This window comes from Mycobacterium sp. MUNTM1 (assembly GCF_054660795.1).
This window is the reverse complement of the sequence record NZ_BAAGDE010000032.1, coordinates 41,809-68,273: the sequence shown is the minus strand read 5'-3', so window position 1 is coordinate 68,273 and position 26,465 is coordinate 41,809. Positions and strand designations below refer to the sequence as shown.

The window sequence follows — 26,465 nt, the reverse complement described above, 5'->3', positions numbered from 1 at the left end:
GGGTGCGGCCCAGCCCGACGGCGATGCCGAAGGTGAGGCCGAAAATGGCGGCCTCGATCAGCGTCAGGCGCAGCAGCGCACCCTGTGCGCGTGCCGGAGTCGGATCCGCTTGCAGCGCAGCCACACTCACGCGCCGCTGGCGCCAGCCGAGGCCGCCCAGCAGGCACAGCGCGACGAACTTGGCGGTGACCAGCCGGCCGTAGTCGGTGCTGAACAGGTCCGCCGGCTGCACACGCACCAGGGCGTTGACCACTCCGCTCACCGCCATCGCGACCCAACACCACAGCGCGATCATCGAGAACCGCCGCGCGGCCAGCCCCAGGTGGCCGCCGCCGCGCAGGGCGTGGGCCAGCAGGGCGAGCAGGCCACCGGCCCAGAGGCTGGCGGCGACCAGGTGTATCAGCAGGCCGTTGGTGGCCAGGTCGTGCGAACCGCCGGCCGACGAATGACCGGTCAGGCCAAGCGGAATCAGCGTCATCACCGACCCGGCGGTCAGCGCCGGCGTCCACGACCAGCGCAGCACCGACAGGCTTGCCAGCGTGATCACCGCGGCCATGATCGCGGTCCAGCGCCAGGCCGAGGCGTTGGTGATCAGCCCGGCCAGGGACCACATCCGCATCGGGGGGATGTCGGCGACGGGATGGCCGGACACGTCGGAGATGGTCAGCGGGACCAGCAGGGCCGAGGACACCGCCCACACCCCCGACGCCACCGTCCCGAGCCGAAGGGCCCGGTAGCCGCCGGCGTCGAGGACGCCGTTGCGCTGCGGCGGCACCAGAAACGCGGCGAACAGGAACGACCCGACCGCGAGGACGGCGGCGATCTCACCCGCGGCGCGGACGAACGGCAGCCCCAGCGTGGTCACCTGGCCCGGGTCGGGCAGGCCCGTCACGGTCAGCGCGCTGGCCAGCGAGAGCGTCCCGATGCCGGCGGCCGTGCAGCCCGCCAGTACGGCGACACCGACCAGCACCGGCCACAGCAGGGCGCGACGCTGGGTCGAGGCCTCGGCCGGGGCCTTGCCGGCCGGCGGGGCGACGGTCATCTGTCCAGGGTATGGGCGGGCTCGTCGGCTACCGAGTCTGGCCGTCCAGAAGCTCCTGGCGCGCCTTGGCCTCGCGGGCCACGAACTGATCGCGCGCGATGTGGCCGACGTAGTTGAAGTCTTGCAGGATGTCGCGCAGTTCCCGCAGGAACGCGGCGCGCCGGTCGGCCAGGTCCGGGGCCGGCGCGATCAGGTTCTGATCCTCGACCACCTGGCGCGCGGTGGCGAACAGCAGCGTCGACACCGATTCGCTGCTGCGGATCCGGGTCTGCGCCACGTACTGCCGGCCGACGCCCAACGCCAGGGCGGTCAGTTCCTTGTGCCCGATGTCCGCGGGCGCGTCCCGCAGCACGTCGGCGACGATCTCGTAGGCCTCGAAGAACACCCGCAGCATCGCATCCGCCATCAGCGGACGCTTGGCGAACAACAGCGCGTGGATCTCGTCGCCGCCGGCGGACACGTGGGCTTCCCAATTGTTGTGCCACGCCATCTCTTCGGCGATGTTGTCCCGGAAGGTCGCCGAGTCGGCGAAATAGAAGTCGAACTTCAGCAGATCGCGCAGCCGCATCGTCTGGGTCCAGAACGCCTCCATGCGGTCGCCGTCGGCGTGGCGGGCGTGGGCCAGCGCGAGTTCGACGATCGAGGTCTCCAGGAAGGCGTGGATCACCGAGTTGCGGTAGAAGGCCGCAGCGTGTTGCTCGTCGGGCGCGATGCGCCACACCGGCTCGCGGCCGCCGTCGATCCGGGTGATCGGGTGGCCGTTGGACAGCGCGTCGACCGCCGCGCGCACACCGTCCTGCGTGCGCAGCCGCAATGCGCTGGTGGACATCGGGTTTTGTTTGCGCTCCAGGTAATCCAGCGAGTCCTGCAGGGTGTGGTGCAGCTGGCCGAGCGTCAATGCCGCGCCGCGGGTGGTCAGCAGCAGCGCGCACACCAGGCTCGTCGCCGTCACCGGCGTCGCCTGCAGGATCCGCCAGGCGACCTCAAACGACATCTTCTGCAGCGCAAGCCTTTTGGCATCGGGATCCTGCGCCAGCGGGCCGTGCGGCGCGCCCAGATACTGGCGCATCGACACGGCTTCGGGGAACCGGACGTAGATCTTGCCGTAATTGCGCTCGCCCTGCGCGCGGATGAAGTTGTACAACCAGCCCAGACCCTCGGGCGTCTTCTCGCCGCCGCGGGCGTACGCGGCGTATTCCGCGGTCTCGTGCAGCTGGTCGAAGCTGATCGAGACCGGTTGCAGCAGAATGTCTTCGCTGCGGCCGTCCAGGTAGGCGTCGGCGACGTAAGCCAGCAGGCCCAGCTTCGGTGGCAGCATCTTTCCGGTGCGCGACCGGGTGCCCTCGATGGACCAGCTCAGGTTGAACCGCTTCTCGACGATGTAGCCGACGTATTCGCGCAACACGTATTTGTACAGCTGGTCGTTGCCGATGTTGCGGCGGATGAAGATGACACCGGAGCGCCGCAGCAGGGGGCCCATCGCCCCGAAGGACAGGTTGATGCCGGCGAACACGTGCACCGGCGGTAACCGGTTCTCCTGCATGGCGACCGGCACCACCGCGCCGTCGATGTAGGACCGGTGCGAGAACAACAGCACCGCCGGGTGCGCTTCCAGGCCGGCCCGCATCGCCGCCACCTGATAGCCGTCGTAGTCGATCTCGGGATCGAACCCGCGGCTGAGCATCCTGCCCAGAACCCCGACGAGGTCGACCGACGCCCGGCTCCACCCGGTGGAGAGTTCGTCGAGCATCTTTCCGGCCTCGTCGACGGTGGCGCCGGGAATCTTGGCCAGGCCCGCGCGAAACCGGTTGGAGGCCAATATCTCCGGCTTCACCAGCCGCGGTGACTTGTACTGCGGTCCGAGGATCCGGTACTCGACACGTTCCATCGCCAAGATGGCGCGCCGGATCACGAATTGGGCGAAGTCGTTCTTGTCTTCCCCGACGGTGGTGTCTTGCCATTGGCGGCGTAGCTCGGAGACGGTGGCCGCCTCACCGGCCACCACCCGTGCGCGTTGGGGGGCGCTCCGTACGATGTGTTCTTGCTGACGTTGGTTGGGGTGGTAGGGATCCCGGCCGGGAAGCAGCCCGGCCAGCTTGGCCATCCGACCGCGATCTGGCTCGGGCAGCCAGAACACCCGCACCGGCACGATCGAACGGTCCGCATCGGATTCGAGCTGTTCGGCCAGGGCCGTCATCGCCTCCGGCGGCGCGTCGAGCGCCGGCAGTTTCACCAGGTCGAATTTCGCCCCCGGCTGGCCTGCGCGCTGTTGTTCCATCCACGCCGTCACCAGTTGTATCTCGACCGGCGAGGCCATCGACGCCAATACCAGCGAGTCTCGTCCGGCAAGGACCGCGCTGCTATCCGCGGCCGGTTCGGTCACGGATGCCCTCGGGGCGGCGATTCGGGTGACTCGGCGTTGACGGCCGCGGCCTCGGCCGCGGGTCGTTGCGCCTCACCGTCTTTCAGGACGGCCTGGGATTCGTGCGGGTTTGCCTTGGGCGGCTTCGCTTTTGACGCCGCCTTCTTGGCCGGGGTCTTCTTGGCGGGGGTCTTCTTGGCCGCCGCCTTCTTGGCGGGGGTCTTCTTGGCGGGGGCCTTCTTCGCCGCCGCCTTCTTCGCCGGCGCCTTGACCCTACGGCTCTGCGCCTTGTCTGCCGCCTTCTTCTCGGCGTACAGGTCGACCTCGGGTAGTTCGCCGACGGGCCAGTTGGCCAGCGTGTCCAGGTACAGCTGACGCACTTCGGCGATCCGCTCCGGCAGCGTGTCCAGCGTCCAGTCCTGCACCGATATCGGCGGAAAGACCGCGACATCGACGGTGCCCGGGTTGATGACGGTCGAGTTCCGGGCGGCGACGAGCTCGGCGTTGCGGATCACGATCGGGACGATCGGGATGCCCGCGGCCATCGCAATCCGGAAGGGCCCCTTCTTGAACGGGCCGACCTCGGTGGTGTCGACCCGGGTGCCCTCGGGCGCGATCACGATCGAAAGTCCCCTGCGCGCACGGTCTTCGACCTCGTGCAGCATCTCCACCGCGGCGGCCTGATCGTCGCGGTCGATGAATACGCCGTCCACCAGCCTGCCCAGCGGGCCCATGACGGGGTCTTTCTGCAACTCCTTCTTGCCCACCCCGACCCAGTTGTCACGCACCAGCGCGCCGGTGATCACCGGGTCAACCTGGTTGCGGTGGTTGAAGATAAAGACCGCCGGGCGTTGCGCGGTCAGGTTCTCCCTGCCGATGACGTTGAGCTGCACGCCGGCGATCGCCAGCGACAACTGGGAGAAGTTGGAGGTGAAGAAGTTGACGCCGCGGCGCCGGTTGCGGGTCAGCACACCGATGCCCACCGCGCCGGCGGCGACCGGGAACATCGAGCCGAACCCGGCGAGCGTGCGCAGTTGGCGCCGCAATCCCACCGGGCCGCGGCTGCTGAACCGCAGGATCGGCCATCCGCGGCGCTTGGCCACCGCGGCCATCTTGCCCTCGGGATTCGTCGGCCGCGGATTTCCCACCAGATACATCAGGGCGACGTCCTCGTCGCCGTCGGCGTAGAAGTAGCTGTCCTTGAGGTCGATGTCGTGCTCGGCCGCAAAGCGTTGTACCGCAGCGGCTTTTCCCGGTCCCCACAGGATCGGCTTCTGAACGCCGCCGGTGAGCATGCCGTCCTCGGTGGTCTCGAACTTGTTGGTGAGCATGTTGGGAATGCCGAGGAAACGTGCGACCGGGTTGACCTGGATGGTCAGCGCCGACGAACTGAGCACCACGGTGTGGCCCCGAGCCATGTGCGCGCGCACCAGCTCGCGCATCTCGGGGTAGATCCGCGACTCGATCCGCTGGATGAACATCCGCTCGCCGATCTCTTCCAGGTCGTCGAGCAGCCGCCCGGTCAGCGCCGCGGCGGCCTTGCCGATCAGGTCCTCGAATTCGATGCGACCGAGGGTGTGGCTCAGGCCGGCCTGCACCATGCCGAGCAGCTCCCCCACACCCATGTCGCGGCGCAGCAGCCGCTCCTGGGTCAGGATGATCGCCGTGAACCCGGCGACCAGCGTGCCGTCCAGGTCGAAGAACGCACCGATCTTGGGGCCGGCAGGGCTGGCCATGATCTCGGCCACCGAGCCGGGCAACCGCATGTCCTGCCCCGGGGTTTCGCCCTTGTCCCCCTGCTCGTTCGAGGCGCTCACGAGCCCGCCACCGATCGGGTGGATACGGCCGACTCGGCGAACGAGGCGGGCACGGCGCGCGGTGGTGGGTCACCGGCCAGCGCCAGGATCTCGTCGAAGCCGTCCAGCAGGCATTGGGCGAACAACGCCTCGTTTCGCACCGAGGCCTTGTCGTAGCGCACGGTGATGGTGCACCAGCCGCCCCGCGAAATCAGCACCACCATCATCGCCACTCCGGGCAGTGGACCGATACCGTACTGCCGCAAGACTTTCGCGCCGGCGAGGTAGGTGTCACCCGGGAAGACCGGCACGTTGCTGGCCTGCACGTCGGAGCCGATCACCGAGCCGGTGATCCCTTCCAGCACCGCGGTCGGCAATACGCTGAGCACCGGCGCAAAAGAACCGATGATGTTCATCGCGGGCTCGTCGCGGCGCTGCGTCATCTGGGCGCGAATCTTCTTCATGCGGGAGACGGGGTCGGCGGTCCCGATGGGCGCCGCCAGGTTGACGCCGGTGAACCGGTTGCCGCCGGCGGTATCCGCTTCGGCCCGCAGGCTGACCGGCACCGCCATCGGCAGCGTGCTGATCGGCACGCCGAACGCCCGGTGGTAGCGGCGCAAGGCGCCGCAGAGCCCGGCAAGGTAGGCGTCGTTGATCGACCCGCCGCCGGCCTTGGCTGCCTTGTGCAGGTCGGCGAGCGGGATGTCGATCGCCTCGCTGCGGGTGGCCAGGCTGCGCCGCCGCAGCAACGGCGACGGCTCGGCGGCCCGGTTGAGCACCCGCACGCCCGACATGGCATACCCGACGATCCCGGACACGGTGGCCGTCGGCTCCAGGACCGCGCGCCCGGCGGCCGAGACCGCCCCGGACAGCGCGTTCATGACGCCGCCGACGACGGCGAAGGGCAGGTGGTTAATGCCCTGGCGCATCAGGTCATTCGGTGTCAGGTCTTGCGGGACGGGCAGCGGCAGCGTTGGCTTGGCCGGCGGACTGCGCTCGAGGTCATAGATCTCGGCGAACATCTGGACCCCACCCACACCGTCGGTGACGGCGTGACTGACGTGCAGCAGCGTCGCGGCCTGTCCGTCGGCCAGCCCCTCGACCAGGGTGGCCGTCCACAGCGGCCGCGAGATGTCCATCGGCGACTGCAGGATGACCTCGGCGAGATCGAATACCTCACGCAGCGTGCCGGGTTCGGACACCCGCACTCGGCGCACATGGAAATCCAGGTTGAAGTCGGGATCGACCACCCAGCGTGGCGACGCGGTCGGCAGCGTCGGCACGACGACCTTTTGCCGCAGCCGCAGCACACGTCGCGAGGCGCTTTCGAATCGGGCGCGGAATTGTTCCCAATCCGGCGTGCGGTCCAGGAGCTCCAGCGCCATGATCCCGGAACGGGTGCGGGGGTTCGCCTCTCCCCTGTGCAGTAGGTAGTCGACCGGCCCGAGCTCGTCGGACAACTTAATCGCCTCGACGGACTCAGTCATGGTCATCAGCTCGACGCGCCAACGTTGTCACCGTCGATCAAGCCTCCTGCCTTGGACCCCACCAACCCCAACGGTCTACCCAACGCTAGTCGGGTTACCGCGCTGGTGAAAGAAGCGGCAGGTACCTGGGAGCGGGCTCAGCTGGCCCTCAACTGGCGGAAGTGGCCGACATGGGCAGCGAATCCAACAGCGAGCTGACCCGCCGCCCGTAGACGACCCCGAGGAAATCGGCGACGGCGTCAGCCGCCAGCCGGGATCGAACCGTCGGGGTGATGTCGAAAGCGTGGTGCGCGTTGCCGAGTTCGGCGTGCGCCACCGTGGCCGCCCCGGCCGCGCGCAGCGCGGCGCAGAACGCGCGAGCCTGACCGCTGGGCACCAATTCGTCCTTCTCGCCGTGCAGCACGAAGAAGGGCGGTGCGTCGCTGTGCACGTAGGACACCGGCGACGCCGCCGTGAAGCGCTCGGGTTCGTCGGCGTAGCGGGCCTTCATGACGAACTGTTCGAGGAACGGCAGCATCAGCGGGTGCATGTTCTCGAAGTCGGTGAAGTCGTAGACGCCGTAATAGGGCGCCACCGCTTGCACGGTGGTGTCGGCGTCTTCGAAGCCGGGTTGGAAGGTGGGATCGTTCGGGGTGAGCGCGGCCAGGGAGGCCAGGTGGCCGCCCGCAGAACCGCCGGTGATCGCGATGAAGTCGGGGTCGCCGCCGTAGTCGGCGATGTTCTCCCGCACCCAGGCGATGGCCCTTTTCACGTCGATCAGGTGCGCGGGGAAGGTCGCGCGCGGGCTCTTGCTGTAATCGATGGAGACGCAGATCCAGCCGAGTTGGACCATGCGGCTCATCAGCGTGTAGGCCTGCGGGCGCCTGCCGTTGAGCGTCCACGCCCCGCCCGGCACCTGGATCAGCACCGGCGCCCGGCATCCGGGGGCCAGGTCATCGCGTCGCCAGATGTCGAGCAGGTGGTCGCGTGCGCTCGGGCCGTAGGAGATGTCGGAAGTCTGTGCGGCATACCGGCGGTGCGGGCCGGGGCGGCCCAGCAGGCCTCCGCGCGGGGCGCACAGCGCCCCGACGGCCGCGGGGTGACACACCTGCTCACGGAACTCGGGGCCGAAGGCCTCCACCAGCGCCGTGGTGAGGGTCTTGTCCGCCCGTTGCGCTGCCAGCGTCTTGCCGACCCGGCCGACGGACGGGTGCGAGACCCTCGACAGCGCGTGCCCGGTCACGACGTGCGGGGGAAACTCGGTGAGCAGCCAACCGGCCAAGCAGCCCAGCGCGAACGGCCCGCCGCGTAGCACCAGGTTGCCGAGGTGATAGACGTCCCGGACCTCGGCCGCCAGGCGTGCCGCCTGGGCGCCCGCCCACCCGCAGGGCGAAGACTGATCACTGGCCACGCTCATCGCAACGTCACCTCTGGAACGTTATGCACACGCCTCGTCGCGGTTAACGGCCGATGGCCGGCCGGTTTTGTACGTGTGTCGAGGGTCCTCACGATAACCGATAAGCGTGGCGTGGGAAGGGTTTTCACGCGCGTGGCGGCGCGGAATCGGATCACCGGGGTGCGGTTGGATAGACTGACCTGCACATTGCCTCCGTAGCTCAGGTGGATAGAGCAAGGGCCTTCTAATCCCTAGGTCGCACGTTCGAGTCGTGCCGGGGGCACCGGGCCGGTGTGTGACTTCGGCTGATGCTTGACAGTTGTTTCGGCTGATCCTTGACGCTCCCGATCCGAGGGAGTTGGCCAAGCGCCGAACGTTGCGAGTGACACGAAGCGGCTCTAGGTCCATGCGCGTTGCTGCCAGCGCCAGGCGCTGTCGCGCAGAAACTGCTCGAGAGTGCGCGGTGGCCGACCGAGCAGCCGCTGGACGTCATCGGTAATCGGCTGATTCTGGCCAAGCCTGGTCAACGTGTACACGGCCGCCATGAACCCGATGGCGTCCCATCCCACCCCTCGACGGCGCAGCCGGATGGCGAAGCGCATGAGCCCGGGGCGGGTGTAGGTGACCGGGTGGCCCAACACAGCGCTCAGGGCCGCGGCGACTTCGCTCATGGTCAGCGCAGCCGGTCCGGTGAGGTGATAAATGGCGTTGCGGTGTGCGGCGGGATTGCTGAGCGCCCGCGCGGCGACGTCCGCGGCGTCGCGCGCATCGAGGAAGCTGGTACGGCCACGGCCCGCCGGGATGAACAGCTCGCCCCGTTCGACGATGTCGCTGCCATGGGTGGAGATGGACCGGTGCAGGTTCTGCATGAAGAAGCCGCACCGCAGCAGCGTCCAGCTCATCGACGATGCCTTCAGCGCCGCTTCGACCTTGTAGTGCGGGATGAACGCGGCACGGTCCGCGCCGAACACCGACACGTACACCACGTGCCGGCAGCCCGCATGCTCGGCGAACTCGACGAACGGGATCACCGCGGTGCGAGCGGCACGGTTACCGGGCAACGGAAACAGCAGGAAAAGCGTGTCGACGCCGCGCAGCGTTTCCGCCCAGGTCGACCGGTCAAACAAGTCGAACCGGCACACCTGCGCCGCGCCAGCCAGCGAGTCGCGCAGCTGATCGGGGTGTCGGCTGGCCACCCGCCACGGCCCACCGGGTGGCTTCGCGCGCAAAATGTCCACCACCTCGCGGCCCACATTGCCCGACGGGCCGGTGATCAGCAGCACGGTACGAGTGAACCATGACGTGGTGGAGCCACGCCGCTCGTTCGCACGTACCCCGTCGTGCGGCTCGGGCGGCAGGCGACGCATAACTGGTAACGTATGTAGCACTGTGAGTTTCGGACCGAGCATGCCTTCACGGTGGGTAGGACGACGATCTGCGTGTGCCGTCGTTGCCGCTCTGGCTCTGGTGGCTGCTGTTCTTGGTTGCGGGGCGGTGCACGCCCAGATGGCGGCCATCTCATCCCAGTCGCAGGAGGCGACGCCCCCATCGGCCGCTGCGGAGTCGGGTCCGACACAGCTACACAGTGCGGCCGTTCCCGTTCGTCGACTTGGTGTTGGATCCACCGTGAACGACGACAAGGCTTTCAGGAATGCTGGAGTAAAGCGTGATCGGGCAACCACTTTGGCGCTTTCCACGCCGCGATCGTTCGGATCCGCGACACCCCCAGCGGTGGGAAACATTTCGCCTCAGCAGCGATTCGACACGCGCGCACGCCCGCCGGTGTCCAGTTCTGTGGTGCACAATCTTCTGATTCAATTCTGTGTTGCCCGTTGCTGATTGAGCACCTCTGCTCGTCTGCGCACAACACCGTCGCGACCGGTTAACGCTAGCCGCACTAGCTTCTCCCCGTCGTCGGCGAACTCTCGTCAGTGAAGCCTTGATCCGTCATCGACGCGCTTCACCATGTCGCGGACGCGCGTTGCCTTAAGCCCTCATTTGTTCAGCACTCCCTGCTGACCATCCGTTGTGCGCTACGTCGCAAGCGTGAATCCGATGCCACAGCATCGCCAGGTCAGACCCAGAGGCTTAACCGAAAGATTGAGATAGACATGGATTTTGGCGCGTTACCACCAGAGATCAACTCTGGACGCATCTATTCAGGGCCGGGGCCCGCAACTTTGCTCGCCGCGGCCGGCGGATGGGAATCGCTGGCCGCCGAGCTGACCGACGCCGCCAGCGGCTACCAGACCGTGACCGCGAGCCTGACCGACGAGTCCTGGCTGGGACCGGCGTCGATGACGATGGCGGCCGCGGTGTTGCCCTACATCGCGTGGATGACTGCGACCGCCGGGCAATGTGGGCAGGCGGCGACCCAGGCCACGGCCGCCGCGACAGCGTTCGAAACCGCGTACGCGATGACGGTGCCACCCCCGCTGATCGGGGCCAACCGCGCTCGGCTTCTGGCGTTGATTCAGACGAATATCTTCGGGCAGAACACGCCGGCCATCATGGTGACGGAGGCCGAATACAGCGAAATGTGGGCCCAGGACGCCACGGCGATGTACAGCTATGCGGCCACGTCAGCTTCGGCCTCGACGCTTTCGCCCATGCCATCGCCGCCGCAGACGACCACTAGTGCCGGCCTCGGCGGCCACATCGGCGCCGTCAGCCACGCGGCAGCTCACGCGGGGAGCAACACTCCGACGCAGTGGCTCTCCTCGGTGCCCCAAACCCTCCAAGGCCTCTCCACCCCGGGGTCGTCCCCGAGTTCCGGCCTGTCGCAGGCGGCGATGGGCGCCGGAGCGTCGCTGGGGTCGTCGGGAGCCTCCGCCCCACTCAGTTCACTGTCGGGTCTGACCGGCGCCTCGGGCAAGGGCGCGACCAAGAGCGCCAGCACCGGTGCGGGCGCTGCGGCGGGACTGGCCTCGGCGCTCGCTGCCGCGCCCGCAGCGGACGGAGCCACGGCCGGCCTGGCCTCCGAGGCGGCCGGGTATGGCGCCGACGGCGCCGGCCTCATCGCCGACGGCGGTGGGATCGGCATAGACCTCTACGGCCTGGACCTGGACTACCAGGGATTGGCCCTGGACGAAGCGGGCGCCGGTTCGATCTTGGGGGCCGAGGGCAGCGCCGGGATGGCGAGCATGGGAGGAGCGGGCGCAGCGACGGGCTCGGGAAACCTCGCGCCGCTGGCGGCCCTGGGTCAGGGCGCCTCGGCCAGCGTGGGCCAGGCCAGTTCGCTGAGCACACTGTCCGTGCCACCGAGTTGGGCGGCGACGGTGTCATCAGTCACCCCGCTGCATGCTCTCAACGGCGGCGCCCTGCCGGGTGGATGGGCCGCAGCACCAACGGCTGCACCGGGCACCGCCGTATCCAAGGTTCCGTTGGGCGGCATGGTCGGTCGTGAATCCGAGGGTGCAGTCCAGCGCGTCGGCCTGCGCGTCTCGCTGATTCCGCACTCCCCGGTGGCTGGGTAATGCACCGAATCGATCACCGCATCGTCCAAAGGTGTACAAGCGCTACGACTGCAAAGGAACCGCAATTGGCTAGACCCGCACCCCAACGGCCTAGGAACCCGATCGCGGGACGAAAACCGTTGACATTCACCACGAAAGCGCTGACATGCGCTGCCCTGATCGTGGCGTTCGTGACTTCGGGGCGTGCGCTTGCGGGCGCCGACCCGGGTCCAAGCGGCGGCGACCCCGGACCGTTCGGCGGTCTCAGCTGCAGCTGCAGCGAGACCGCCCCGGCCGGCACCCCGACCCAAGGACGGCAAATCCGTCGGGGAATACAGGAGGGACTTTCGGGTAGGCGGCGCGACTAGGACGTTGCTTCGACGCGGCCGGAGCCACTGCTTTGGCCAATCTTCACCCGGTCGATCGCTGACAAACCCCACTCCCGGGTACGCGGCCGGTAACGACGAATCGGCTCTGCTCCGCAGCCGTCAACGCCGGTAACTCGTAGTCCGACAACGGCCAACCCTCAGGTCAATGGAAGCTTGAGAAACGGTGTGGTGGTCGGTTGGCTGGACCCTCGTCCGGGCTCGTTGGTCAGCGCGAGCGCGGTGCTGTGCCCGAGGTTCCCGATCACCGCGGTGACGGATGGCTTGACGGTTTCGGCGCTCATGATGCCTGCCGGCCGGGGGCCGGCGGCGTCTATCAACCACATCTCGTACACCGTGCCCGAGCTGGGCGGCGGGACATTGTTCATGACGATCACGGCGGCATTTCTCTGTTGAGAGGACAGCAGGGTCACGGTGCCGCCGTCCGGAAGCTGGGCAGCGGCGGTGCGAAGGTCCGGCGCGGACAACACAGACGCGGTCGTCGACGCCGGCGGCGTCGGGCGCAGCGTCAAGGTGACTCCCGTCGCGACCACCGCGGCGATGACAGCTGCCGCTGCCGCCAAAACGGCTGTGCGCCAATAGGTATTGCGAGGCCTGACTGGCTCGATGACTTCTCCACGCACTCTGGCCCGCAGCGTCGGCGCAGGTTCCAGCCGAGTCGTTTCGGAAAGGGCTGCCATCGCCTCCCGCACCGCCTGCACCTCTGCGTAAAACGCTTCGGCGACCGACGCGGGGGCCGCGGCGACACGTCGTTCGATGTCTTCGCGCTCGCTGTCGGAGACAGCGTCCAGCGCGTATACGGTGGCCAGTTCGAGCAGCGGCGTGTCTGTGGGGTCGGTCATCAGGTTTCCAAACAACGACGTAAGGCGCGCAAGGCGTCGCGCATCCGAGACTTGATGGTCGAGGGGTTCTGCGCGAGCCGCTCAGCGACCTGGACGTAGGTCAGGCCTCGATAGTAGGCCAAATCGATGCACTCGCGTTGTGTCGCGGTGAGCGCCTGTAGGCATCCAAGTACGCGGTCACGCTCTTCCCGGGCGATGGCAGCATCCGCGACGACGTCGCGCGGGCGCTCGACATGGCTTACGCCGTAACGTGATTCGCGTTCCGTAGCGGCCTGCTCTGATCGGACTCGATCGATGGCCCGTCGGTGGGCCAGCATCAGCAGCCATGCCAGGGCGCTTCCCGCAGCCGGATCATAAGTGCCGGCGTTGCGCCAGACCTGCAGGTACAGCTCTTGGGTCGTTTCCTCGCTGTAGTTGGCATCACGAAGGATCTTGAAGACCAATCCGTACACCCGTGCGCAAGTCTGATCGTAAAGCTGCGTGAACGCATCGACGTCGTGCTTCGCGACGCGGCGCAGTAAAGCGTCGAGATCGCTGCCGGTGCGCGCCGCACTGCCCATGGCGCGATAGCGTATCGGCTTTCTCGACTGCGCCTGCCGACACGGGGACGGTGGCGCCGTCCGATGTATCCAACTCGACTCCCGTGGGCCGGTCACGCTACTTGGAGTCGCGGGAAGGTCCGACCCCGTCGGAGGAGTGACCGCGTCCGATCGCATACCCGGTATTCGGCGCCGAACTGCGCGCGGATGCTGCCCTCGCCGTCGTTGACCCATCCGCGGCGACCACGGTTCCGAATGACTCATGACCGACCGACGACGGCGGCACGAGGCCGCCCACCACGAAGGAGCCGAACACAATGAGGAACGCTCGGGCACGATCAGTCGCTGCCGCTGCCATCGCCGCAACAGCGCTGGTAGCCGGCCTATCAGCATGTTCATCGAACAAGTCAGCTTCTGAACCGACCACTGCCAGCAGCATGGCAGCACCGGCAACCACGTCTGCGACCGCCGATCCGGCAGCGGATCTGGTGGGCGCGGGCTGTGGGGACTACGCCAAACAAAACCCGACCGGCCCGGGATCGGTCGCGGGCATGGCTCAAGATCCGGTCGCCACGGCCGCCTCCAACAATCCGATGCTGACCACGTTGACGTCGGCCCTGTCGGGCAAGCTGAACCCGGAGGTCAACTTGGTCGATATCCTCAACAACGGCCAGTACACGGTTTTCGCGCCCACCAACGCCGCGTTCGACAAACTGCCGGCGGGGACCATCGACAAGCTCAAGACGGATGCCGCGATGCTCAAGAGCATTCTGACCTATCACGTGGTCCAAGGGCAGGCGAGCCCGAACAAGGTTGACGGCACCCATCCGACACTGCAGGGCGCCGACGTGAACGTGACGGGCCAGGGCAACGGTCTGAAGGTCAACGACGCGGGACTGGTGTGCGGCGGGGTGCACACCGCAAACGCGACGGTGTACATGATCGACACGGTGTTGATGCCGCCCAGCCGATAAACCTCCGAGCCCACTAACCGAAGGCAGCCGGGCTATCTGCGCCCGGCTGCCTTCGTGTCGGCCCTAATTCGACGCGTCACGCGATCCACGAGTGGTCCGGCAACGAATACCGGTCATGGTTACTCTTGCGCTGGTCGGATTCATCGGCGGCTTGATCACCGGCGTCTCGCCGTGCATTTTGCCGGTGTTGCCGGTCATTTTCTTCTCCGGCTCCCACCAACGCTCCGACCGGCATCAGCGCCGTGCACCGACTGACGGCGGCTCGGCAGCCACATCGAAAAGCCCGGAGAAACAACGGTTTCGACCGTATTGGGTGATCGGCGGCCTCGTCCTGGGCTTCAGCGCTGTCACCCTGGTCGGATCGACGTTGCTATCCCTGCTGCGTTTGCCACAAGACGCCGTCCGCTGGGCGGCTTTGGTCGCCCTGGTCGCTATCGGGCTCGGCCTTATCTTTCCCGGTTTCGAACAGCTTCTCGAAAAGCCCTTCGCACGCCTGCCGCAATGGCAAACGCGCAACTACGACAACGGGTTTGGTCTCGGCATTGCGCTGGGCGTCCTCTACGTGCCCTGCGCCGGCCCGGTCTTGGCCGCAATCATGGTGGCCGGTGCGACCGCGAGGATCGGCATCGGCACGCTCGTACTGACATGCGCCTTCGCTCTCGGCGCCGCCGTGCCGCTTCTGTTGTTCGCGCTCGCGGGTCAACAAGTGGCACAACGGGTGAGCGCCTTCCGGCGTCGACAACGTCAGCTGCGCACCGCCGCGGGAATCGTGACGATATTGCTAGCGGTCGCCCTGGTATTCAACCTGCCCGCGATGCTGCAACAGGCCGTCCCGGACTACACGCGTTCATTGCAGGACAGGATCGCGAGCGATCAACGGATACAGGAGAAACTCGACTTGGGCGGAATCGTCACTGCCGAGAATGCGCAGCTGTCGCACTGCAGCGACGGGAGCGCGCAACTCGAAAGCTGCGGCCCGGCACCCAATATCAAAGGCATCGTCGGCTGGCTCAACACACCAGGTGATCGACCGGTCGACTTGAAAAGTCTGCGCGGCAAGGTGGTGTTGATCGATTTCTGGGCCTATTCGTGCATCAATTGTCAGCGTGCCATCCCGCACGTCGTGGGCTGGTTCAACGCCTATCACGACAACCTCGAAGTCATCGGGGTGCACACCCCCGAGTACGCGTTCGAGAAGGTACCCGCCAACGTGGCCAAGGGTGCGGCAGATCTCGGTATCACCTACCCCATCGCGCTCGACAACGCCTATTCGACCTGGACCAATTACCGCAATCGTTACTGGCCCGCGGAGTATCTGATCGACGCCACCGGTACGGTGCGACACATCAAGTTCGGCGAAGGCGATTACCGCGGCACCGAGAAGCTCATCAGGCAATTGATCGCCGACGCGAACCGCGGCGTGCGCCTTCCGTCGCCGCGAGACACCGCCGACGACCCGGTCCCACCGCGACAGACCACACCCGAGACCTACTTCGGAGTCGGAAAGGTGGTCAACTACCGCGGCGTCGGCCAATACGACGAGGGCGCAACGGTATTCGACTATCCCCCAAATCTTCCCGCCGACAGCTTCGCTCTGCGTGGCCCATGGTCGCTGGACTACCAGGGCGCAACAGCCAACAGCGACGAGTCCAGCATCAGACTCAACTACCACGCGCAAAAGGTCTATCTGGTAGCCGGCGGAACGGGCACCGTCACAGTGACGCGAGGCGTACAAACCAAGACCGTGGCCGTAACCGGGCCACCGACGTCACATTTGCTGGTGGCAGACGACCACAGCGATGCCACAACGCTCGAGATACACCTCACCAAAGGCCTTGAGGCATTTTCCTTCACTTACGGTTGATCGACGCCGATCGAATCCGTTGAGCAATCCGAACCCCTTACGGCTCCGAATCACCGATGCCAGCTGCACACGGCTGACGCCGATAACCGAGGAGCGAAAACGATGAAGATGACCAACATGCCGCTGACGGCCGCGGGTTTGACCGCGGCGACAGTCGTGGGGTTCGCAGTGGCCACCGCACCGGCCGCGATGGCGTCCGACTTGGTCGGACCTGGATGCGCGGACTACGCCAATGCCCACCCCGCCGGGCCCGCCTCTGTGCAGGGCATGTCACAAGACCCCGTTGCGGTCGCCGCGTCGCACAACCCGATGCTCACCACATTGACCGCCGCGGTCTCCGGCCAGCTCAACCCGCAGGTGAACTTGGTCGACACTCTCAACAACGGCCAGTTCACGGTCTTCGCACCCACCGATGACGCATTCAACAAACTGCCGCCCGCAACGATTGACCAGCTCAAAACGAACGCCTCGATGCTGACGAGCATCCTGACCTATCACGTCGTCCAAGGCCAGCTCAGCCCGGCCAAGGTCATCGGCACGCACAAGACCCAGCAGGGCGCCGACCTGACGGTTGCCGGACAAGCCAACAACCTCACCGTCAACAACGCCGCCGTGGTGTGCGGCGGGGTGCACACCGCGAACGCGACGGTCTACATGGTCGACACCGTTCTGATGCCGCCGGCCTAGCAGGGTCTGCGCCGCGTCGCCGGAGGATCGGGTGCAACGACTGATGGCAACGGTCGCAGCGGAAAGCTCTGGGAGACAACGTCATCAGAAGCCCAATTTCAAATGCGCGACACTAGCCGGTCAAGGCCAAATATGCTTGGATTGTCGTGCCGATCGCGGTGGTGTGAGTCCGTAGCAGGTCGGCAACGGCGTTGACCAACAACAGCCCTCGGCCACCGTCGGCGGTTGGTCGACGATGGCCGCCCAGGGGATCGTCGAACCGGCCGGTATCGCTGGCCTCACATATGAGGTGGCTACCGTGCTGCCACAAGGCCAGGCGGCAGGCGCTGCTGGTGTGTTGCAGGCTGTTGGTGGCCAATTCGGTTGTGATCAGCAGTAAGTCGCTGATGCGTCTGGCGGGCAAGCCAAGCCATCTGGCATAGCCGGCAGCGAATGATCGTGCGTATTCCAGATCGGCGAAATGTTCGACCGTGTAGGTCCGTGCCGCCGGGTTGGTGGGCAGCGGCCGATAGTAGCGGGCCAACGCCTCGCCGGGCGCGTAGTGAGTGCTGTCGACCGACGCTCCGTCCTGCCAGAGCAGGGGATGGGTCGTGTGCGCGTCCGCAAGCGTTTGGGCGTCAAGCTGGGACGTACACCGCGTGCGGCGGCGAATTGATCGTCAATCATCAAATCCGTTGTACCCCGCCTCGGCCCGCGCTGCGAGCAACTCCGGTTCAAACTACTCCGCCGAGGCCCGCCCTCAAACTCAGCAGCGCGGCCCAGCTGAAGTCGCACGACGTCACGCGCGTGCCGATCATCCCCGCGAATCGGTGTGGGGCTCGGCCGCCCGGTAGGCGATAATGAACTGCGAATTGCTTTGCCGGTCAGAGGAGGTCTCGGCGATGACGGACAATCGGCCTAGCAGCGGGTTGATCGCCGAGCTCGCTGACCTTGTCAACGAAGCGCAATCCAATCCGGTCGATGTCGATCAGGCTCTCAGCGAACTGCTGGAAAGCGTGGCCCAGTTTGTACCGGGTGTTCAATACGCCGGAATCACCTTGGCGAGCCGCTCCAGCGGAATCAGCACCGCGGCCGCAACCCACCGCTATCCCGTGCTGCTCGACAAACTTCAACAACAGCACCAAGAAGGGCCTTGCCTCACCGCTGCATGGGAGCAACACGTCATCCGCATCGATGACCTTGCCTCCGAAACGCGGTGGCCGCGCTACGCCGAAGATGCAGTCGCTCAAACACCTATCCGGTCCATCATGTCGTTCGAACTCTCCGTGACCAGCGATACCTTGAGCGCACTGAACGTCTACGCCGAACAGCCACGGGCGTTCGACCATGAGTCCGTGGAGCTGGGGTTGATAGTGGCCACCCATACCGCGCTGGCGTGGAAGATGCTGCGTCGCGACGAACAATTCCGTAGCGCTCTGGCATCCCGGGACATCATCGGACAGGCCAAAGGGATCTTGATGGAACGGTTCAACCTCGACTCGGTCGCGGCGTTCAGTCTGCTGACTCGGCTTTCCCAAAAGACCAACACCAAGATCGCCGACCTCGCTCAGCGACTCATCGACGTCGAGCACCCTTCACGCCCAGGTGCAGATTAGGTCTGTGCAGCAGGGTGCGAGCTTCGTGGGCAGCTTCTCAACCAGGCCGAAGCACAACCAATCCTGTTGCAGCACAGCTGAAGCAAGACCTGGCCGGGCCCTTGCAACGAGGCGCTCCCCAGATCGAGAGGTTGATGTTCGGTAGAGAGCCGGACGCCGACCGCCTAGGTAGTCGCTACTGGCGACTACCTAGGCGGTCATTGGGTAGATCGACGACCGATGGCGCCAAACGCCGGGCCGCGGGCCGTCGATCACGTAGTACTGCGCGCTGTGCTAGACCTCGATCGTCTGGCTGACGTAGTTCTCCCAGGTGGCGATCTGGCCCGCGTCGATGAGGAGGCTTTGGTAATCCGGGTCGGCACTGAGGCTCTGCTGGATCCGGCCATAGGTCGCCCAGTCTTGAGCGCTTGTCATCAAGCCGATGGCATTGGTGCCCTGACCTCCGATCATGTTCACCAGCGCGGTGACATTCTCCGCGCCATGTTTACGGGCGAGCCCGGTCGCTCGCTTCAGCTGCTTCTGAACGTCGTCCCAGCCGACCCCTGGGTTGGGATGGACGATCGTGGTAGCGATGATGGTCATGGCTGAACCTTTCGCTGGAGGGGCGGGACCTCAATAGTTTCCGGCGCTCCTGATCGAGCCGTCTAGAGTAGCCGCCTACGCCATTTCTGCGGGGCCGGTAGAGATTGCCTACGGCGCCCGGCTGGCCTCGCAAGGAGTTTTCGAAAGACCTGTTCGCGGGGGTTTCAACCGGCCGAATTTGGGAACAGTGGTTGGCAGTGGCAAACGCGCGTAGCCGCTATCGCAGCCAGGCATGCGCTTTACTGAGCAGGGAAATCAATCGGAATGTTGTCTAGTACCAATAGAAGTTCGGCAAGCATATTCAGACAAAAACAAGCGTTAATGGCCTCGTGCCTGAATCCGCGACACAAATATATTCAAGAGTGTCCTGAATGCAATTCGATCCATGAAACGCAGAATCAGGACGACGAGTATTGCGTCCGTTGCAAAGGGAACGGAACCAGATCCGTCTGCCGTTAGTCGTAGGGCGTGCGGGAAAAGTCACGTCCGACCGCGCCCGCCAAGCCGGCAGAGAAGTCAGCGAAGATGGTTTCAGCGCATACACCCTGCCCGCCGGTGGTCGTCGCGCAGATCGCCACACCGTTGGCATCGTTCGGATATCGAGAACCGTTGCTGCCATGACGCCTCGCGTTAATGACGAGAAGCATCGAAGCGCTCGACGTCATTTCGCCGGACATCCATTCCCATCGCGTCAATGACACCAGCAAATACCCGGATACGCAGCAACCGGGTGTGCTGAACCGACAAACGGTCCGGGTCAGAGCGCCCGGCGGATACCGGGCGCTGAATTGGACGGTGTCTTTCCGGCCCCGATGTGTCAGCATTGGAGCGTGAACGCACGCCGATTATCGCGTTTGCTGGGTGTCGCGGTGGCGACAACCTGGACGGCGCCGCTGTGCCCACCGATTTCCGCGTCCGCCGCCCCGTGTCCCGACGTCGAGGTGACCTTCGCGCGCGGCACCGCCGAGCCGCCCGGCGTCGGCGGGGTCGGACAAGTATTCATCGATTCGCTGCGTTCCCAGATCGGGGGCCGGTCCCTCGGGGTGTACGCGGTCAACTACCCCGCCGGCGAGGATTTCGCCCCGTCGGCCTCGGCCGGCGCCGGCGATGCCCACGCTCACGTTCAGTCCATGGTGGCGAACTGCCCGAACACCAAATTGGTGCTCGGCGGCTATTCGCAGGGCGCGATGGTGATCGATCTGATCACCATCGCTCAGGCCTCGATCGCGGGCTTGAATCCTCAGATATTGACGGCCGACGAGGCCGACCATGTCGCGGCGCTGGCCCTGTTCGGGAATCCGTCGGCCCGGTATCTCGGGGCGCCGGTGAGCGTGGTCAGCCCGTGGTACGGCGCGAAGGCCATCGACCTGTGTGCGCCCGGCGATCCGGTGTGCACTCCGGGTGGACCCCTGGCGCTGCCGTCGCACGACGAGATGTTCTCGGCGGCGGACCTGTCCTACCAAGGGTCCGGAATGCCCGGTCAGGCGGCCGCTTTCGTGGCCGGCCACCTCTGAGTCCCCCGCAGGCAGCAACGGCTGGTGGCGCTCGTTCGGTCTTGCCCGGTTGAACGGCCCACACACCTTCGACCCGACCGAAACGCGCTGCGCCACTTGGCCTATCGAGGCTACGACGCCGGAGCATACTGCCACACCAACTCACGGCCTCCCGTCGACGCCGGGCTGCACGACAATGTGAGGCCGGTTGCGTCGTGCGTCGTCACTTCCGGAACGGAACAATGCCGGCCCGCCAGCGGTCCATCGAGGCAAGCGACACCGACACCGAGGCCGACCAGCCCGGCCGTCGCGACGGAGACCAGCATCAGCCGGGCATTTCCAATTCGTCGATCGCGGGTCCGTGCGTAGGCCCGGCACGCCATGGCCCCGGACCGTGTCGTCCTGTACCCCGTTGTCCGCATGAGGTTCTCCTAGCGTCGATGCCGAGTGGGATGCTCTTTCGAGCTGACATGAGCTTGCGGAACACGTCTTGGCGGATCCTCAACGGATCCTTGGGCGGGCCGTGCGAACGACCACTCGTGCCCGAGCCGGCGGCCGCGGCGGCCGCGGCAGCCGACAGCCGGAGCCTCGCGACGTCGCGCCGGTGACGCAGGTCACGGCCGTATTTTGGCGGTCGCCACCCAGGGCCGCAAAACGCTTGCGCTGAACCGCCGGTAATGCAGTCGGGCCATTTCCATACCTTTTGACGATCCCGCAAAATTCGAAGTCAATGCCAAAAGTTTGCGGTTTAATCTTTCTGGGAACAGCGAGTCAATACGAGCAGATGACGCTACGGGGAGATCATTACTTAGAGCGTCTTCTCTTCGAGGGGTTGGCGATATATGGCGTCGAATGACTGGCAGCCGGTGGTCCGCGTCGGTGAGCCGAGGTTCATAGCTGGTGTTGGCAATCGAATCAAAGTCGAAGTCAAGACGAGGGGCTGGTTGAGCCGCGACTGGCGGTGTTACTTCGGAACGCAGGTCTCTCAGCAACAACTCGATGCCCGGTACTCTTCCTATCCGTGTTGGGACGAAGTCCAGCGCATCGAGGGCTCCTGCGCAGAGCATGACGCGGAGCGGTACATCGAAATGATCGATGCCGCAATCCATTACGCCAACAACAGACTGCGTAGCGAGGCGCTGCCGGGGGCCGTTCTGCAGGGCGCGCGCATCGAGCGGCGCGGGTGTGCGGTGCGTGAGCGCCAAGCCGAACTCGATGAGCTAGCGAAGAAGTTAGCGAAACCGGAGCTGTAGCAGAGCCCGCGCATTTGGGCGGTTCAACCGAGTCGGGGCGCGATGGCGGCGCCCAGCCGGTTTGCCGGCGTCTCATCAAGCGTTTTACCAGGTTGACTCAGGTGCGTAACCATGATGTCAAATGCGGCAGATAACGTTTCTATAAACACGGCGTCACTTGTAGATTCCGATATCCGCGGCGCGGCCCGCAAAGTCTTACGCGTTTGCGCTACTCGCCGGTAACTAGATGGGTCGCCCGTGAATGGCGTTCGGCCATCGGGCGGGTCAATAGGCGCGGGGCCGCCGGCATGCAATGCCTGCAGGTTCTCGCTAATCACGCTCGCACCGGCCAACCCCGGCCTGGCGGCGCGAAGTAGTCTTACCTCGCCCGTGACGCTGCCGCCGGTGGACCGGTGAGGGCGGGCCGACCGACAGCCGATCCACGAAGCCGGAGGTGCCCGATGGCCCAGTCCGAACTCATCCTTTACCACGTCACCAGCCGCGTCGCGCTCATCACCGTCAACGATCCCGATCGGCGCAACGCGATAACGGCCGAGTCGTCGGGGTACCTGCGGGAGGCCGTCGCGCGGGCCGAAGCAGACCCCGAGGTGCACGCCGTGGTGATCACCGGGGCGGGCAAGGCGTTCTGCGCGGGCGCCGATCTCAGCGCGCTCGGCGCTGCCGGCGGCGGAGCGGCCGAGACGGGCCTGCAGCAGCTTTATGACGGTTTCATGGCCGTCGGCAGTTGCCGGCTGCCCACCATCGCCGCGGTCAACGGCGCCGCGGTGGGCGCGGGACTGAACCTGGCCCTGGCGGCCGACGTGCGCATCGCCGGACCCGCCGCCATGTTCGACGCGCGATTTCAGAAGCTGGGGCTGCACCCCGGTGGGGGCGCGACGTGGATGCTGCAGCGCGCCGTCGGCCCGCAGGTCGCCCGGGCGGCCCTGCTGTTCGGCATGCGTTTCGACGCCGACGCCGCCGTGCGGCACGGGTTGGCGCTGAGTGTGGCCGACGATCCCGTCGCCGCGGCCCTGGCACTGGCCGCCGGCCCGGCGGCGGCCCCGCGGGAAGTCGTGCTGGCGACCAAGGCCACCATGCGCGCCACCGTCAGTCCGGGGTCGCTGGACAACGAGCAGCACGAGCTCGCGATGCGCGCCGAGCTCGGGCCGCAGTCCTATTCCATCCAATCTCCGGAGTTCGCACAGCGTTTGGCCGCGGCGCAACGCCGGTAGGCAATGGCGGCCGTACCGCCACCCACGATCTACAAATCGAGCAACGCCGTTTCGGGCGACTCGATCAGATCCCTGAGCTCGCAAACGAATTGGGCGGCCTGGGCTCCGTCGGCGATGCGATGGTCGAACACACAAGTCAATGACATCGTCGGGCGTGCGACGATGTCTGCGCCCCGGACGACGGCCCGCGGCCTGATTGCACCCATGCCGAGGATGGCGGCTTCCGGATGGTTGATCACCGGAACCCCGTCGTCTGCGCCCAGCGCGCCGAAATTCGTCACGGTGAACGTCGAGCCCCGCAACTCCCCCGGCCCCAGGCTGCCCGCGCGTGCTCCGGCAATCAATTCGGCTGCGCGGCCGGCCAATTCGCGGGTGGACTTGAGGTGCGCGTCGGCGATAACCGGGACGAGCAGCCCACGCTCGGTGGCCGTGGCGATGCCCAGGTGCACCCGGTGATCGACGCGCACCTGCGGTCCCTGCGGGGAGTCGCTCCATGTCGAGTTCAACATCTCGTTGTGGCGCAGCGCGATGACCAGCAACCGCAATACGAGCACGAACGGCGTCATGTTCTCCTCCGCCGGCCGGAACCGGTCGGACAGCCGGACCAGCTCGGTGCAGTCGACCTCGACACCGACCTTGGCCGCGGGAACCTCCTTGTGCGACAGCGCCATTTTCTCCGCCATCCGGGCCTGCACGCCCCGGACCTGCCGGACGTCGACGCCGTTGCCGTTCCCGCGGGCCGCCGACAGCACGTCCTCCCGGGTGATGATCGCGCCGCCGCGGTGCTGCACCGAGTTCAGGTCCACCATCAGCTCCTTGGCCAGCTTGCGCACCGGAGGGGCCGCGAGCGGGCGGGTGCTGCGCCGGCTGGTGTCGATGCCGGAGTCGGCGCCATAGCCGACCAGTGTGGGCAACTCCGTTTCGGCCGACGGTAGGTCACCGCCCAGCGGCACCGTGTCGATCCGCAGCAGCACCGCGCCCACGTCGATCACATCGCCTTCGGCACCGTTGCGTTCGACGATCCGCCCCGGGTACGGGCTCGGGATCTCCACCTCGGCCTTGGCGGTCTCGACGGTGCACAGCACCTGGTTGAGTTCGACGTCGTCACCCACGGCGACGTGCCACTGGGTCACCGTGACTTCTTCCAGCCCCTCGCCGAGGTCGGGGACCCGGAACGACTTGACCCGTTCGTCGCTCATGGCTGTGCCAACACGCGCTCGACACAATCCAGTAGCCGGTCGGGCCCGGGTAGCCACAACTTCTCCAGCCGGGCCGGCGGATACGGGGTGTCAAACCCGCACGCGCGCAACACCGGAGCCTCCAGCTCGTAAAACAACTCCTCCTGAATTCGGGCGGCCAAACCCGCCCCGTACCCCAGGCTGCGCGGGCCCTCGTGCATCACCACGCACCGTCCGGTCCGGTGGATCGACGAGGCGACGGTGTCGAAGTCCAGTGGCACCAGGGAGCGCAGATCGATGACTTCCAGGCTCCAACCGTGTCGCCGCTGCGCCTCTGCGGCGGCACCGACCGCGGTGCCGACCAGGCTGCCGTAGGTCACCACGGTCACGTCGGTGCCCGGGCGGCGCACCATCGCCTGCCCGATCGGCGGTTCGGGCCGGGTGACGTCGACCGGGCCGCGGCCCTGATACCGGCGCTTGGGCTCCAGATACATGACCGGGTCCGGGCAGGTGATCGCGTGACGCAGCAGCCAATACGCGTCCGCCGGGCTGGACGGCACCACCACCTTCAAGCCCGCGGTGTGGGCCCAGTACGACTCGGTGGAATCCGAATGATGTTCGGCGGCACCGATTCCCCCGAACGACGGGATACGCACCGTCACCGGCATGTTGATTTCGCCGCGGGTGCGGGTGCGGTACTTGGCCAGGTGGCTGACCACCTGATCGAAAGCCGGGTAGGAAAACCCGTCGAACTGGATCTCGGGTACCGGCACGAAGCCGCGCAGCGCCAGCCCCACCGCGATCCCGATGATGGCGGACTCCGCCAGCGGCGTGTCGAAGCAGCGGCTCTCGCCGAACGCCGAGGCCAGTCCCTCGGTGACCCGGAAAACCCCGCCCTCGACCGAGACGTCCTCGCCGAATACCAGGACCCGGTCGTCGGCGGCCATCGCGTCGTGCAGGGCGCGGTTGAGCGCCTGCACCATGGTCAACGACTGCGCGCCGAGCGCGACGTCCTGCACTGCCGCGGTGAGTGTTTCGTCGTGGCTGGCCGGGCGATCAGCGAGCTGAGTCATGGACGCCTCTCAATCACTTCGGTCGAGTTCGGCGCGCAGCTGCCGCCGCTGCTCCTGTAGTCCCGGGGTGATCTCCGCGTACACCGACGTGAACACCTCGTCGATGTCGAAATCGGGTGCGTCGAACACCGCGTCGCGCAATTCGGCCCGCATCCGCTTCGCGCGCGCGGCAACCCGTTCCTCCAACCGTTCCGACCACAGGCCCTGGCCTTGCAGGTAGCTGCGGTATCGCGCGATCGGTTCCAGCGCGGACCAGTGGTCGACTTCGTCTTGCGTCCGGTATCGACTCGGGTCATCGGATGTGGTGTGCGGGGCCAGGCGGTAGGTGACCGCCTCGATCAATGTCGGTCCGCCGCCGGCGCGGGCCCGGGCGGCGGCCTCGGCCGTCACGGCGTAGCAGGCCAGCACGTCGTTGCCGTCCACCCGGATTCCGGGCATGCCGTATCCAATTGCCTTGTGCGCCAGCGATGGTGCGGCGGTCTGCTTGGATATCGGCATCGAGATCGCCCATTGGTTGTTCTGCACGAAAAACACGCAGGGCGTGGTGAACACGGCCGCGAAGTTCAGCGCCTCGTGCACGTCACCCACGCTGGTGGCGCCGTCGCCGAGGAATGCCATCGTGACCGAATCCTCGCCCAGGCGTTGGGCGGCCATCGCCGCCCCCACCGCGTGCAGGGTCTGGGTGCCGATCGGAATCGACAGCGGCGCACAGCACTTCTTGGTGAAGTCCAGGCCCCCGTGCCAGGTTCCACGCCACGCGGCCCCCACGTGTCCCGGCGGGATGCCGCGCACCAAAAATGCTCCGAGCTCCCGGTATTGGGGGAACAACCAGTCCGTCTTACGCAGGCACGCCACCGCACCGACCTGAGCGGCCTCCTGACCGTGGCAGGAGGCGAACAGCCCCAGCTCCCCTTGCCGTTTGAGGTTGACGAATTCGCCGTCCAGCTCGCGGGTGACGACCATCATCTCGTAGAGCCAACCCAGCGTCTCCGCGGGAAGCTCACGGCTGTAGCGGTCTTCGGGCGTCGGTGAGCCATCGGGCGCGACCAGCTGCACCGGCTCGAGATCGACAGTCATCGGCACCGAAGACACTGCGCCACACCGCCTCCCTCGCCGGGGTGCCGCGTGGCCGGTGAGCCACAGCGGATCCCGGCACACGGTCAGCCGGGACCTACCGCGAGCGGAGTTCGATCGCCAGTTACACGAAAGGCTTCGCTCGCCGCGACACTGACGTACCCACCATTATGCGCTCAAATGAGAAGAGACCGCGC

At 66.4% G+C, this 26,465-nt stretch carries 22 protein-coding genes and 1 tRNA gene; 9 read left to right on the top strand and 14 right to left on the bottom strand.

All coding sequences use genetic code 11. The features are described from left to right. The 5 genes from ACYQ8K_RS18490 to lipQ form a co-directional block, all read right to left on the bottom strand. On the bottom strand, nt 1-1,042 hold a 1,042-nt coding region (locus ACYQ8K_RS18490; RefSeq protein WP_459971191.1), incomplete at its 3' end, for a copper resistance D family protein. 28 nt (nt 1,043-1,070) lie between these two features. Beyond that, on the bottom strand, nt 1,071-3,425 hold the full coding sequence (locus ACYQ8K_RS18485; protein ID WP_459971189.1) for a glycerol-3-phosphate 1-O-acyltransferase: 2,355 nt from the start codon (nt 3,423-3,425) through the stop codon (nt 1,071-1,073). Further along, entirely contained in the window at nt 3,422-5,221 is a 1,800-nt protein-coding gene (locus ACYQ8K_RS18480) for an HAD-IB family hydrolase (RefSeq protein ID WP_459971187.1), read from the bottom strand. The genes ACYQ8K_RS18485 and ACYQ8K_RS18480 overlap by 4 nt, the downstream gene beginning before the upstream one ends. Continuing rightward, entirely contained in the window at nt 5,218-6,687 is a 1,470-nt protein-coding gene (locus tag ACYQ8K_RS18475) for a WS/DGAT/MGAT family O-acyltransferase (protein WP_459971185.1), read from the bottom strand. Before ACYQ8K_RS18475 ends, ACYQ8K_RS18480 begins: the two co-directional genes overlap by 4 nt. 148 nt (nt 6,688-6,835) lie before the next feature. Further along, complete coding sequence (lipQ, locus tag ACYQ8K_RS18470; RefSeq protein WP_459971183.1) at nt 6,836-8,083, bottom strand: esterase LipQ; 1,248 nt, start codon at nt 8,081-8,083, stop codon at nt 6,836-6,838. Nucleotides 8,084-8,271: 188 nt separating this feature from the next. Between lipQ and ACYQ8K_RS18465 the strand changes: the two genes are divergently transcribed. After that, nucleotides 8,272-8,345 (top strand) — tRNA-Arg (locus tag ACYQ8K_RS18465). A gap of 115 nt (nt 8,346-8,460) precedes the next feature. Here the strand turns inward: ACYQ8K_RS18465 and ACYQ8K_RS18460 are convergent. After that, on the bottom strand, nt 8,461-9,429 hold the full coding sequence (locus ACYQ8K_RS18460) for an NAD(P)H-binding protein (protein WP_459971181.1): 969 nt from the start codon (nt 9,427-9,429) through the stop codon (nt 8,461-8,463). Between the two features lie 744 nt (nt 9,430-10,173). Here ACYQ8K_RS18460 and ACYQ8K_RS18455 point away from each other — a divergent pair. Further along, nucleotides 10,174-11,538: a PPE family protein gene (locus ACYQ8K_RS18455; protein WP_459971179.1), complete on the top strand. Its 1,365-nt coding sequence runs from the start codon at nt 10,174-10,176 to the stop codon at nt 11,536-11,538. Between the two features lie 505 nt (nt 11,539-12,043). On the opposite strand, the gene ACYQ8K_RS18450 is transcribed toward ACYQ8K_RS18455, so the two are convergent. Further along, entirely contained in the window at nt 12,044-12,745 is a 702-nt protein-coding gene (locus ACYQ8K_RS18450) for an anti-sigma factor (protein WP_459971177.1), read from the bottom strand. Beyond that, nucleotides 12,745-13,305: an ECF RNA polymerase sigma factor SigK gene (sigK, locus tag ACYQ8K_RS18445; RefSeq protein ID WP_459971175.1), complete on the bottom strand. Its 561-nt coding sequence runs from the start codon at nt 13,303-13,305 to the stop codon at nt 12,745-12,747. The genes ACYQ8K_RS18450 and sigK overlap by 1 nt, the downstream gene beginning before the upstream one ends. A gap of 416 nt (nt 13,306-13,721) precedes the next feature. Between sigK and ACYQ8K_RS18440 the strand changes: the two genes are divergently transcribed. The 3 genes from ACYQ8K_RS18440 to ACYQ8K_RS18430 all read left to right on the top strand — a co-directional run bounded on the left by ACYQ8K_RS18440 (nt 13,722) and on the right by ACYQ8K_RS18430 (nt 16,809). Beyond that, complete coding sequence (locus ACYQ8K_RS18440) at nt 13,722-14,258, top strand: fasciclin domain-containing protein (RefSeq protein ID WP_459971173.1); 537 nt, start codon at nt 13,722-13,724, stop codon at nt 14,256-14,258. 115 nt (nt 14,259-14,373) lie between these two features. Then, complete coding sequence (locus tag ACYQ8K_RS18435; protein WP_459971171.1) at nt 14,374-16,122, top strand: cytochrome c biogenesis protein CcdA; 1,749 nt, start codon at nt 14,374-14,376, stop codon at nt 16,120-16,122. 108 nt (nt 16,123-16,230) lie between these two features. Continuing rightward, entirely contained in the window at nt 16,231-16,809 is a 579-nt protein-coding gene (locus tag ACYQ8K_RS18430; protein ID WP_459971199.1) for a fasciclin domain-containing protein, read from the top strand. Between the two features lie 112 nt (nt 16,810-16,921). Here the strand turns inward: ACYQ8K_RS18430 and ACYQ8K_RS18425 are convergent, their stop codons facing one another. Next, nucleotides 16,922-17,332: an ATP-binding protein gene (locus tag ACYQ8K_RS18425; RefSeq protein WP_459971169.1), complete on the bottom strand. Its 411-nt coding sequence runs from the start codon at nt 17,330-17,332 to the stop codon at nt 16,922-16,924. 358 nt (nt 17,333-17,690) lie between these two features. On the opposite strand from ACYQ8K_RS18425, the gene ACYQ8K_RS18420 reads away from it, so the two are divergent. Further along, a complete protein-coding gene (locus tag ACYQ8K_RS18420) occupies nt 17,691-18,404 on the top strand; it encodes a GAF and ANTAR domain-containing protein (RefSeq protein WP_459971167.1) in 714 nt (237 codons plus the stop codon). 273 nt (nt 18,405-18,677) lie between these two features. Here ACYQ8K_RS18420 and ACYQ8K_RS18415 read toward each other — a convergent pair whose 3' ends face one another. Beyond that, on the bottom strand, nt 18,678-18,986 hold the full coding sequence (locus tag ACYQ8K_RS18415; RefSeq protein ID WP_459971165.1) for a hypothetical protein: 309 nt from the start codon (nt 18,984-18,986) through the stop codon (nt 18,678-18,680). A gap of 455 nt (nt 18,987-19,441) precedes the next feature. Continuing rightward, nucleotides 19,442-19,663, bottom strand: coding sequence for a hypothetical protein (locus ACYQ8K_RS18410; protein WP_459971163.1), 222 nt, complete (start codon nt 19,661-19,663; stop codon nt 19,442-19,444). A gap of 153 nt (nt 19,664-19,816) precedes the next feature. On the opposite strand from ACYQ8K_RS18410, the gene ACYQ8K_RS18405 reads away from it, so the two are divergent. The 3 genes from ACYQ8K_RS18405 (at nt 19,817) to ACYQ8K_RS18395 (ending at nt 22,943) form a co-directional block, all read left to right on the top strand. Continuing rightward, the gene (locus ACYQ8K_RS18405; RefSeq protein WP_459971161.1) at nt 19,817-20,500 is read left to right on the top strand and encodes a cutinase family protein; all 684 of its coding nucleotides are present in this window, start codon (nt 19,817-19,819) and stop codon (nt 20,498-20,500) included. A gap of 821 nt (nt 20,501-21,321) precedes the next feature. Then, a complete protein-coding gene (locus ACYQ8K_RS18400; RefSeq protein WP_459971159.1) occupies nt 21,322-21,732 on the top strand; it encodes a hypothetical protein in 411 nt (136 codons plus the stop codon). 440 nt (nt 21,733-22,172) lie between these two features. Beyond that, on the top strand, nt 22,173-22,943 hold the full coding sequence (locus ACYQ8K_RS18395; protein WP_459971157.1) for an enoyl-CoA hydratase: 771 nt from the start codon (nt 22,173-22,175) through the stop codon (nt 22,941-22,943). Nucleotides 22,944-22,972: 29 nt separating this feature from the next. On the opposite strand, the gene ACYQ8K_RS18390 is transcribed toward ACYQ8K_RS18395, so the two are convergent. Genes ACYQ8K_RS18390 through pdhA form a run of 3 tightly spaced genes read right to left on the bottom strand, consistent with a single transcriptional unit; the run spans nt 22,973 to nt 26,271 of the window. Next, on the bottom strand, nt 22,973-24,142 hold the full coding sequence (locus ACYQ8K_RS18390) for a dihydrolipoamide acetyltransferase family protein (protein WP_459971155.1): 1,170 nt from the start codon (nt 24,140-24,142) through the stop codon (nt 22,973-22,975). Beyond that, on the bottom strand, nt 24,139-25,194 hold the full coding sequence (bkdB, locus tag ACYQ8K_RS18385) for a 3-methyl-2-oxobutanoate dehydrogenase subunit beta (protein WP_459971153.1): 1,056 nt from the start codon (nt 25,192-25,194) through the stop codon (nt 24,139-24,141). The genes ACYQ8K_RS18390 and bkdB overlap by 4 nt, the downstream gene beginning before the upstream one ends. A gap of 9 nt (nt 25,195-25,203) precedes the next feature. Next, a complete protein-coding gene (pdhA, locus tag ACYQ8K_RS18380; protein ID WP_459971151.1) occupies nt 25,204-26,271 on the bottom strand; it encodes a pyruvate dehydrogenase (acetyl-transferring) E1 component subunit alpha in 1,068 nt (355 codons plus the stop codon). Nucleotides 26,272-26,465: the final 194 nt, after the last annotated feature.